Below are 10,064 nucleotides of genomic sequence, written 5' to 3'. Positions count from 1 at the left end.
GATTCTCTATCTTATCGAATTTCATGGTGCCTCCTTTAAATGTTGAGTCACCATTTTACTAAAATTTACATTTAATTCCAGTTTCGAAAGAGGTCTAATGTTAAACGGTGCAAGATGCCCCCTATTTTAACTCTGTTTTCTGTAGAAGGGTTGGATAAATAGTTCATAAAGGCTTGGCAAACCTTTACATGAAAACGACTAATAACCTGATTGAAGAAAGAGTTTAGTACTTCTTTGGATAGATCTGTATCCCATGATGAAATTTGGATGTGGTCTCGATAGGCACGAGGTAATGAGGCAAAATATTCTGCTCTTTTTTCTGCATCACCTTCCACTAAAAGCTTAATTTTCCCCTCTTTTTCACTCAAGTATTGAGAAGCTAAAGCATTTACGAGTTTACCAATCTCTTCCGCTGCTTCTCCATGAGTTTCGCCAATCATGATAACTTTAGCTTTTATTACTTGCTCGGGTAGAGAAGTAGAAGGCAAGCTTTCTCCTGCAACATCATTCATCACAGGAGTGAAAGCCCTCAATTGGCTCGTTAAATCTTGCTTAGCTTTTGAAGCATAATCTGGTTGCATAATCTTACTCTCCCTAAATTATTAGCTGTTCTTAAACTCATTGTTTCCTTGCAATTCCTATGCCAATATGGAAAAAAGCGTGTTATTGGTTACTGACAACAGAAAGATAAAAGCAATGGTGTTAGGGTGATTAGAGAGGAAGAGTAGCCTCACTCTCGTTAGCTAATATTTTCGTTTTAATTTAGGAGGCTTGCATTTTCTAGAAAGCTATAAGATTTACGTATCGCTCTTTCCTAGACTGATCTTAGGCCTTCGTGGACACAGGCAGTCAATAAAATAGGAAAGACAAGATCAAATCTTGCAAATATTAAAAAAAGCAACCCTACCACTATCGACGAAAAGGAGAGTAAAAGTTCGTATCATTAGAGAGTAAACTTGGCCTATTACTTAGCGTCTAACCCTCAATAGGTTAAAAAAAATTGAAGGTTTAACACAAATTTTAGCAGAAGAGCTAGACATTAAATTGCAGGGCAATCGATGAGATAAGCTTGCTTTCTGAATATCCCTAACATTTATCTAAGTGTTTAGTATAGAGCATATTGCGTTAAGTGATTTTAAGAAGGAAGGGATGAAGATATATAGAGAGAGCTAACTTATTAATCTATCCGAGCTTGAAGGGGAAGATGTTAAGATTCACTTTAGAGCAAAACGAGAAGGTTAAGATAGTTTCTTATCGGACGATTTAAACCCTTTAGGAAAAGCCTGTTAATGCCATTATCAAAGGCTAAGACAAAGAAGGATAGATGAGCAATTACCAAGGCAGCATGTAGGTAGGCTAATGTTTAAAGTTGCTCATTGGATTAATCGCAACCTTCTTTGAATAAATAATAAATTTGCTTGAAAAAAAAGCCTTCTTAAAAAATTTTTTGGCTTAAAAATTGATTTTGAAAAAATCTTTTGAAGATGAACGGGCAGGCTACTTATGATCCTGCAAAGGAATAAAGAGAAAGAAATGAAAGGGTAATGCAAATGGCAGCATAAAAAGCTTAAGTAGGAAATTTATTCTGTTTTCTCGTTTGCAAACGAAATAAGAAATTTATATGATGCAATTTTTTATTTGAACATTTCTTATGACAGTAGCAGCACATAAACAGATCTATTTTTTAAAGGCTTTTATGCATTTTGATGAATACAATCCCCACCATTTTTTAGGCTTGCATAAAAATAAGCGAGGACAAAAAGTGGTGCGTCTATGGCGGCCGGGCGCCAGCGAAGCTTACTTACAACTATTTAATAAAATTGTTAAAGCTAAATGTATCCATCTAGCCGGGCTCTTTGAATATCGAGTTCCTGCGCATACTTCTTTTAAAGATTACAAGGTTTACCATCATAATGGACTATTAGACCATGACCCTTATTCCTTTTTTCCCTCGCTTGGCGACTTAGATCTCTATCTTTTTAGCAGGGGAGTGCATTATCAGCTTTACAATGTGATGGGAGGTAGGCTTGTTAACCATCAGGGAATAGAAGGCGTTCGTTTTTGCGTGTGGGCTCCCAATGCCAAAAGTGTAGCGGTGGTAGGTGATTTTAACCATTGGGATGGCCGCTGCAACCTTATGCGTTCTTTAGGTAGCTCAGGTATATGGGAATTGTTTGTGCCCGGATTAAAAGAGGGTTTAAAATACAAGTTTGAAATCCGATCTCAAGGAGAGGATTTACATCTCAAAGCTGATCCTATGGCTTTATGCGGCGAAATGCGGCCCGCTAATGCTTCTATTATAGCCCATGTGGATAAATTTATATGGGAAGATGCTAAATGGATGGAAAAACGTCAGGCAGAGGCCGCTCAGCCTAAACCTATTCATATCTACGAAGTCCATCTTGGTTCTTGGAAGAAAAAAGAGGGCTGGCATTTTATGAATTATCGAGAGATAGCCCAAGAACTTGCACCCTATTGCCTAGATATGGGCTATACGCATGTAGAGCTTCTTCCTATCCAAGAGCATCCCTTAGATGAATCGTGGGGATACCAAGTGTCAGGATACTATGCAGTCACCAGTCGTTTTGGAGCCCCTGAGGATTTCCAATGGTTTGTCAACTATATGCATGAAAATAATATTGGCGTTATCTTAGATTGGGTGCCAGGGCATTTTCCCACAGATAATTTTTCTTTAGGACGGTTCGATGGTACAGCTCTTTACGAGCATGAAGATTACAAACAAGGCTATCATCCCCATTGGAATACTTACATCTTTAACTTTGGACGCAAAGAAGTTGTGAATTTTCTGATTGCTAACGCTCTTTTCTGGTTTGATAAGATGCATGTCGATGGCTTAAGAGTAGACGCCGTAGCTTCTATGCTCTACCTTGACTATGGTCGTGAAGAGGGGCAGTGGATTGCCAATCAGTTTGGCGGAAATGAAAATTTAGAAGCTATTGAATTTATGAAACATCTTAATTCCATTGTGCATAAGAACCATCCGGGTGTGCTAATGATTGCTGAGGAGTCCACCTCGTTTCCAAAAGTTACTCATCCTGTAGAATATGGAGGTTTAGGATTCGATATAAAATGGAATATGGGGTGGATGAATGATACCTTAGATTATATAGCTAAAGATTCTATTTATCGTCGGCATCATCATCATAATCTGACTTTTGGATTGCTTTATGCTTTCAGCGAAAATTTTATTTTAGTTTTATCGCATGATGAGGTGGTCCATGGAAAGAGAAGCCTGCTAAGTAAAATGCCAGGGGACATGTGGCAACAGTTTGCTAATTTGCGCTTATTACTGAGTTACATGATGTGCCAGCCAGGCAAAAAATTGCTTTTCATGGGAGGTGAGATTGGCCAGTGGAATGAATGGTCTAGTACAGGGCAAATTGAATGGCCCTTGCTGCAATTTCCTCTTCATCAAGGTTTAAAAGAGATGAACAGAGATCTCAATCACTTCTACTTGCAAAATCGCAGTCTATGGGAAAAAGATAATGATCCGGCAGGATTTGAATGGGTAGATTTTGAAGATCGCCACAATAGTGTGATTTGCTATCTTCGTAAAAGCTTGCATGATATTCTGCTTTGCGTACATAATTTCACACCTAATTATTATTCTGACTACCGAGTAAATTTAAAAAATTTAGCTGCAGTGGAAGAAGTTTTTAATACGGATGATGTAAAGTATGGCGGCTCTGGAAAGCTTAATATTAATCCAGAAATCTTGATTGATTCTCATGGAAAGGCTGCCGCCTTAAAAATCCATCTTGCTCCTTTATCTACGATGATCTTAAGAGTTAATTTTTGGTAGTTTTTACATGAATAAGCACGAATACGAAGAGCTGTGCAAAGAGATTTGGCAGCACAATAGACATTACTACATTGAGCATAATCCTGTCATTTCCGATCAAGAATTTGATTTATTGTTAAAAGAATTGGAAGAAGCTGAGCGTCTTCATCCTGAATGGGTGACCTCTAGCTCTCCTACACAGCGTGTGGGAGAAATGCTTAGCGGAGGATTTGAGACGGCTACCCATGAAATTCCTATGCTTTCTTTAGCTAATACCTATAGCATAGATGAGATTGTGGATTTTATTAAACGCATTCAAAAGCTGCTAGGCGAGCAGGAACCCGCTTTTTGCACCGAGCTAAAAATGGATGGCATTGCTGTATCGGTGCGCTATGAAAAAGGTATTTTTGTGCGTGGTTTGACGCGGGGGGATGGACGTAAAGGAGAGGTGATTACTAACAATATTAGAACGATTGCCCGTTTGCCTTTGCGTTTGTATGGGAAAAACATCCCCGAGGTGTTGGAAGTGCGAGGTGAAGTATTTATGCCGCATGAAGCTTTTAGGCGTTTAAATGAAGAACGTGTAAAAGCGGGGGAGCCTATATGGGCTAATCCCCGTAATGCAGCTGCCGGTTCCTTAAAATTGTTGGATCCACGTGAGTCTTCTAGAAGAAAACTAGATATTGTATTTTATGGCATTGCTAACGCGCATCTCCATGGCTTAACCAGCCAATATGAGCTTCATCATTATATAAAAGAATTGGGCCTGCCTGCCTTATACACCTATGCTAAATGCCATAATATTGAGGAAATCTGGGATTATACAGAAAAAGTCCAGGTTTTGCGTAAACAGCTTCCCTTTGATATTGATGGGGTAGTCATTAAATTAGATGCTCTTCGCGAATGGGAGTTTTTAGGAAGTACTGACAAAAATCCACGATGGGCCATTGCCTATAAATTTGCAGCCGAACAAGTAGCCACGCGTATCCATGCTATTACTGTGCAAGTCGGCCGCACAGGAGTCTTAACGCCTGTAGCAGAATTAGAGCCTGTTTTTCTAGCTGGAAGCACGATTGCTCGCGCTACGTTGCATAACCAAGAAGAAGTCAAACGTAAAGACATCCGTGTTGGAGATCTTGCTATTATTGAAAAGGGAGGCGATGTTATCCCTAAGGTAGTAAAGATCGATTTATCCAAGCGTGTAGAAGGAACCCTCCCCTGGTCAATGCCTTCTTCTTGTCCTAGTTGTGGAAGTAAAGTTATTTATGTAGATGGAGAGGTAGCTATACGCTGTCCTAACGCCTCTCAATGTTCGGAACAACAATTAAAAAAGCTCATTTACTTTGCTGGCAAAGAGGCTTTAGATATTGAAAATCTGGGAGAAAAGGTAGTTGAGCAGTTGTTTAATAAAGGATTTGTCCGCAATCCTTCCGATATTTTTTGTTTAACCGCCGAGCAGCTTGCCCAGCTGGATAATTTTAAAGCCAAATCTATCCACAATCTTTTAACAAGTATTGATAAAGCCCGCAAGGTAAGCTTGGCGCGCTTTATTATGTCTTTAGGCATCAAGTATGTGGGGAGCGGTACTGCTGAAGCTTTAGCTATTAAAGCAGGGGACATCTACCATCTTATGCATATGTCTTTTGAGGATCTATTAAAAATAGAAGGGGTGGGAGATAAAGTGGCTTCTGCTGTGGTGGATTATTTCAATGATCCTAAAAATCGCTTAGAGATAGAGAAGCTTCTAGCCAATGGCCTAGAGCTGCAACCGATGCAAGCTGCTGCTTTCAAGGGGCATGCGTTTAATGGTAAAACATTTGTCTTAACAGGTACATTAAAAAAATATTCACGCCATGAAGCTGCCTACATCATTAAAGAAAGAGGGGGAAAAGTGACAGATAGCGTCAGCAAAAAAACTAATTATGTTTTAGCCGGAGAGAGTGCTGGCTCTAAGTTAGAAAAGGCTCAAAAGCTTAACATCACTATCCTTAATGAAGATCAATTTGAGAGCCTTTTATGACAGGACGTTTGGCCTTTAGAATTTAGGATAAGGAATAAATTCTTGATCAGCTGCCTCCTTAAGCTTAAGGGGTAACCCTATTAAGTACTTGGCTATAGCAAAAGCAGTTTAAAAACTAGGCTAAAGAAATCGCTTCTAAATTTTATAAGGCTTACTAGATAAACCTTTTAAATTCAGGTGAAAAGGAAAAGGGTTAAAATTAGACTATTTGCAACTTATTACGCTCCGTCGCTTTAGAAAAAATTGGAGAATTTTCTTCTGGGCTAGCAATTAATGTACCCATTAGAGTCTGGTGATTAAATCCATGAACGCGTACTTTTTGTAGGCTGCCAATTAGAGCTTCGCTACCAGCAAAAACTACGTTTTTCCAACAACGTGTACGCCCTTTCAGCAAGGCCTTATCTTTAGAACTATGCTTTTCCACCAATACTTCGACCTCTGTATTAAGTAACAGTTGTCTTTGTTTAGTTGCTATCTCATCATGCAAGCTGAGAAGTTGTTGCAAGCGTTCTTGCTTGACTTCTTCGCTAATATCATCTTTCCATCGCATCGCGGGGGTTCCTTTTCGTGGGCTATAGGAAAAAAGAAAAGCCACCGAAAACTCAATTTGCTTCATTAAATCATAAGTTTGCTGAAAATCTTCTGCTGTTTCTGTAGGAAAGCCTACAATAATATCTGTGCCTAAAGTGACATTAGGCACAATTTCTCGCAGCATGTGGACTTTCTCAAGATATTGCTCAATCGTATAAATACGATGCATTTTTTTTAGGATGCGGTTAGAACCTGCTTGCATAGGGAAATGTACAAACTCGCAAAGTGTTTTCAGATCCCGAATAGCTTCCATCAACTCTTTAGTGATATCCACAGGATGGCTTGTCATGAAACGTACACGTTGCAGACCTGGGATTTTATCTATTTGATAAAGTAAATCATGAAAGCGACACTGCCATTCTGGCTGGTCTTTTCCATAGCTATTAACATTTTGGCCTAAAAGGATGAGTTCTTTATATCCTTTACTCACTAATTGGCGGCATTCCTCTAAAATGTTTTCCGGTGAGCGTGAAACTTCAGGGCCGCGTGTATAAGGGACCACACAATAGGTGCAAAATTTATCACAACCGCGGATAATGGAAATATAAGCTTTAACTTTATCGTCCCGTTTGGCGCTTAGATAATCTAGCTCAAATTGAAATTGCTCGTCTGTGCGCACGATTTGCTTATCACTCGCTAAGACTTCATCGAGCACATGATTGAGTTCATGGATGTTATTCGTGCCGAGCACAAAGTCAATATGGGGAAGTTTTTGAAAAAGAGACTCTTTTTTGGCATTGGCCATGCAGCCGGTGACGCCGATGATAGGATTGTTTTGCAAGGAGTGTCCTAATTTTCCTAGCTTCCCCATGACCTTCCTTTCTGCTAAATCTCTAATCGAGCAGGTATTAAAGAGTAATAGATCTGCCTGGTTTTCATCTTCCGTGCGCACAAGGCCACGCCCTTCAAGGAGGCCTACCATAATTTCTGAGTCAAGTTCATTCATTTGACATCCATAGGTTCTCACGAAAAAGCTTTGAAGTTTACGCATAATAAATCCACTTACCTGTTTTTAAGAAAGGGATTATTGTAGGGCAAACGTCATCTTTTTTCAAGTTTTCATCCTGCTGAAGTGAGGATACAGCTTAAAAAGTATAGAAGCTTCGAAGAATAAACTTACAAAAATGAATAAAAACATTGGCAAAAATGGCAGATAATAGGTAACATGTACCTTCATTCTGAACAAACATAGAATTTTTAGGTTCTAAACATGACTCAATATACAAATAAGACAATCATGCATCGTAAAGAAGATAGCCGGCCTACATGGTTTATTCTAGATGCAACAGGTAAAACTCTGGGACGCTTTGCTGCCGAGATTGCTAAAATACTTAGAGGTAAGCATAAACCCTCCTTTACTACTTATTCTGATGCAGGGGACGGTGTTATCGTTCTGAATGCTGATAAGATTCGGGTGACTGGTAACAAAGAAGCTCAAAAAGAGTATATTTCCTATACAGGCTATATGAGTGGTCTTCGTCGGACACCCTATCGTGTTATGAAAGCTCGTAAGCCTGAATACATCATTGAGCATGCTGTGAAAGGCATGATGCCGCATTCCCGTCTAGCTAACGCGCAGCTTAAGCGTTTACGCGTCTATGCAACAGGAAAAGAACATAATCTAGAAGCTCAAAAACCAATCAAAGCAAACATTTAAGATAAGTAGACACTATGGAAGAATTTGTAGCAACCGGTCGTCGTAAAACAGCCGTATCTTCAGTCAGAATTAGGCCAGGTTCCGGCAATATCGACATTAATGGCCGTACTTTTGAGGAATATTTTCCTTTAGAAATCCAACGACGTACGATTTTGGCGCCCTTTGAAAAGCTAAATGGTAATGGTCGCCATGATATGATTATCCGTGTAAAAGGCGGGGGGGTGGAAGGTCAAGTAATTGCTTCTCGTCTAGGCGTTGCTCGTGCTCTATTGCTCATTGAAGAAGGCCTCCACCAAGAGTTTAAATCGCAAGGATTCTTAACACGGGATGCACGTAAGAAAGAACGTAAAAAATATGGCCATGCAAAAGCCCGTAAGAGATTCCAATTCTCTAAACGTTAATCTTATCTTTCTACCGATTTTACTATTTCCCAAAGGAGCCAACAGGCTCCTTTTTTATTTCTTCAGCTTAACTTACTCGGCTAGAAGCCAGTCTTGGCAGTTTCTTATGCCTGTCTCTCTTGTTAATATAAACCACAGGATGAAATTAAAAGCGAGTAGCTGGGGTTAAAAATGATTCGGCTAGCAGAAGATAAAAGTTTTTGGCTATATAGCGAATCCTTTTAGGACACAAGATGCTTAAGAGTAGCAAATCTAGCTAATAGCGTTTTGTCTTAACAATCTTTTTAGTTTAAGAACTTAAAGCTTAAAATAACGCGAGTTATCCGGTAAAGAAATAGTTGAAAAAAGACCTTCACACGGCTTAAAAGTATTTTGTACGAGAAAAAACTTAAAGCCTGAACGTCAAAATGATTGAAAAAGATATCTATCTTCCTTGAGATAGAGTCATCAAAATTTTTTTATCTTTTGATTGATATCTTAGTAAGGTTAAGAAGCTATAAGCCATAAAACATAGCGTCAGATGATGATGTAGCTCTAGCCATGGACGTCCCTCAAAATGATCTAATCCTAACTCCTCTTTCATCTGTTCAGCGGAATAGTGGCCTATGCTTACGAATCCTGTAAGCCCTGCATTCAATTCACTTGCGCGGAAAAACACAAGTTAAGGAGTTGGCTTATAGCTTAAGTCAGGATTTGAGGCAGCCTTAGAGTGTTTTCTTATCCGATAACTCGCTTTTTTTAAGCTTGCTATACTTTTACTTTTATCTGGATGTAAAGAATTTTATAAGATTAAAAGAAAAAATTGTAGTCTTCTCAGTAAATGGCTTAGTTGGTTTATAGAATGCTAGAAAGGGCTTTTATGAGCTATAAATTTTTTCCTCCCATACTTATAGATGGAAATGAAAAGGCTAGTGGGCACAAGGGACCTGTTGCGTAAATGATTTAATAGCTTCTTTATTTAAGGCGCAGCCTTATACTAGATTTATCACCTAAGGTAGCACTCACTGCCATTTGAGCATTCCAAGCTTTGCCATATTATTCGCACCCAAAAATTTAGCCTCTAGCTCTGCTTGCCGGTAGGCTACTTTCCCAGTGGGGGATCTCTTCCAAAGCTTTTCTAAAAGCGGTAAATCGCCGTTTTGGTAAGCGATCTCCTATAATAGCCGCAAAGCTTTTTCTAGAGCTGCTTGGCTTTATCGTCTCCTCCCAAGCTGTAAATGACTTTTAAAGTATCATTTTATTCAAGGCTTGTCTGTAGCTTATCTAAAGTTTTTATGTTAGCAGGCTAAATTTTATAGCTCTCAAGCGGTGTTCAGAGAGTTTTTTATTCTCATTCCTCATTACCGTAAAAAAAGTGTGTCTTTGAGATAATTTCTTTATCAATCAGGTAAGCTGAAATATTAGCTTAATAATACGCTTTTAAATTACTCCTTACACAATTAGGCATACGATACAGCACATAAACTTTTCATTCTTTTTTCTTGCAGACATACCTTTCTCCAAGAAGCTATTGCCATCTTTTCTAGTTCTTTATAACCCCGATAAATACAATTAGACCAAAGATGGCTACGCAAGTAATGCCATAAGTTTTCA

At 39.0% G+C, this 10,064-nt stretch carries 6 protein-coding genes and 1 pseudogene; 4 read left to right on the top strand and 3 right to left on the bottom strand.

The genetic code is table 11. The features are described from left to right. Nucleotides 1–71: 71 nt before the first annotated feature. The gene (locus tag NEOC65_RS07205; protein WP_213156135.1) at nt 72–581 is read right to left on the bottom strand and encodes a hypothetical protein; all 510 of its coding nucleotides are present in this window, start codon (nt 579–581) and stop codon (nt 72–74) included. 1,115 nt (nt 582–1,696) lie between these two features. On the opposite strand from NEOC65_RS07205, the gene glgB reads away from it, so the two are divergent. Next, nucleotides 1,697–3,823 (top strand): 1,4-alpha-glucan branching protein GlgB, encoded by a 2,127-nt coding sequence (gene glgB, locus NEOC65_RS07200; RefSeq protein ID WP_249299108.1) that lies wholly within the window; start codon nt 1,697–1,699, stop codon nt 3,821–3,823. A 7-nt stretch (nt 3,824–3,830) separates the two neighbouring features. Continuing rightward, nucleotides 3,831–5,822: an NAD-dependent DNA ligase LigA gene (gene ligA / locus NEOC65_RS07195; RefSeq protein ID WP_213156133.1), complete on the top strand. Its 1,992-nt coding sequence runs from the start codon at nt 3,831–3,833 to the stop codon at nt 5,820–5,822. A 199-nt stretch (nt 5,823–6,021) separates the two neighbouring features. Here the strand turns inward: ligA and miaB are convergent, their stop codons facing one another. Next, nucleotides 6,022–7,404 (bottom strand): tRNA (N6-isopentenyl adenosine(37)-C2)-methylthiotransferase MiaB, encoded by a 1,383-nt coding sequence (gene miaB, locus NEOC65_RS07190; RefSeq protein ID WP_213156132.1) that lies wholly within the window; start codon nt 7,402–7,404, stop codon nt 6,022–6,024. 219 nt (nt 7,405–7,623) lie between these two features. Between miaB and rplM the strand changes: the two genes are divergently transcribed. Next, nucleotides 7,624–8,070 (top strand): 50S ribosomal protein L13, encoded by a 447-nt coding sequence (rplM, locus tag NEOC65_RS07185; RefSeq protein ID WP_042238997.1) that lies wholly within the window; start codon nt 7,624–7,626, stop codon nt 8,068–8,070. 14 nt (nt 8,071–8,084) lie between these two features. After that, nucleotides 8,085–8,471 carry a 30S ribosomal protein S9 gene (gene rpsI, locus NEOC65_RS07180; RefSeq protein WP_042238994.1) on the top strand — a complete coding sequence of 129 codons (387 nt, stop codon included), beginning with the start codon at nt 8,085–8,087 and terminating at the stop codon, nt 8,469–8,471. Nucleotides 8,472–8,895: 424 nt separating this feature from the next. Here the strand turns inward: rpsI and NEOC65_RS10030 are convergent. Beyond that, nucleotides 8,896–9,057 (bottom strand): annotated as a pseudogene (locus NEOC65_RS10030) (IS701 family transposase); the annotation flags it as partial. Nucleotides 9,058–10,064: the final 1,007 nt, after the last annotated feature.

Origin of the sequence: Neochlamydia sp. AcF65 (genome assembly GCF_018342435.1) — a bacterium.
Taxonomy (GTDB): domain Bacteria; phylum Chlamydiota; class Chlamydiia; order Chlamydiales; family Parachlamydiaceae; genus Neochlamydia.
Note: the sequence above shows the minus strand (reverse complement) of the source record. Positions and strands in the feature narration are given on the sequence as shown.

Bases quoted from the DNA above. Each gene is read 5' to 3' on its own strand.
- NEOC65_RS07205 (WP_213156135.1), bottom strand. From the start codon at position 581: ATGCAACCAGATTATGCTTCAAAAGCTAAGCAAGATTTAACGAGCCAA.
- glgB (WP_249299108.1), top strand. From the start codon at position 1,697: ATGCATTTTGATGAATACAATCCCCACCATTTTTTAGGCTTGCATAAA.
- rpsI (WP_042238994.1), top strand. From the start codon at position 8,085: ATGGAAGAATTTGTAGCAACCGGTCGTCGTAAAACAGCCGTATCTTCA.
- miaB (WP_213156132.1), bottom strand. From the start codon at position 7,404: ATGCGTAAACTTCAAAGCTTTTTCGTGAGAACCTATGGATGTCAAATG.
- ligA (WP_213156133.1), top strand. From the start codon at position 3,831: ATGAATAAGCACGAATACGAAGAGCTGTGCAAAGAGATTTGGCAGCAC.
- rplM (WP_042238997.1), top strand. From the start codon at position 7,624: ATGACTCAATATACAAATAAGACAATCATGCATCGTAAAGAAGATAGC.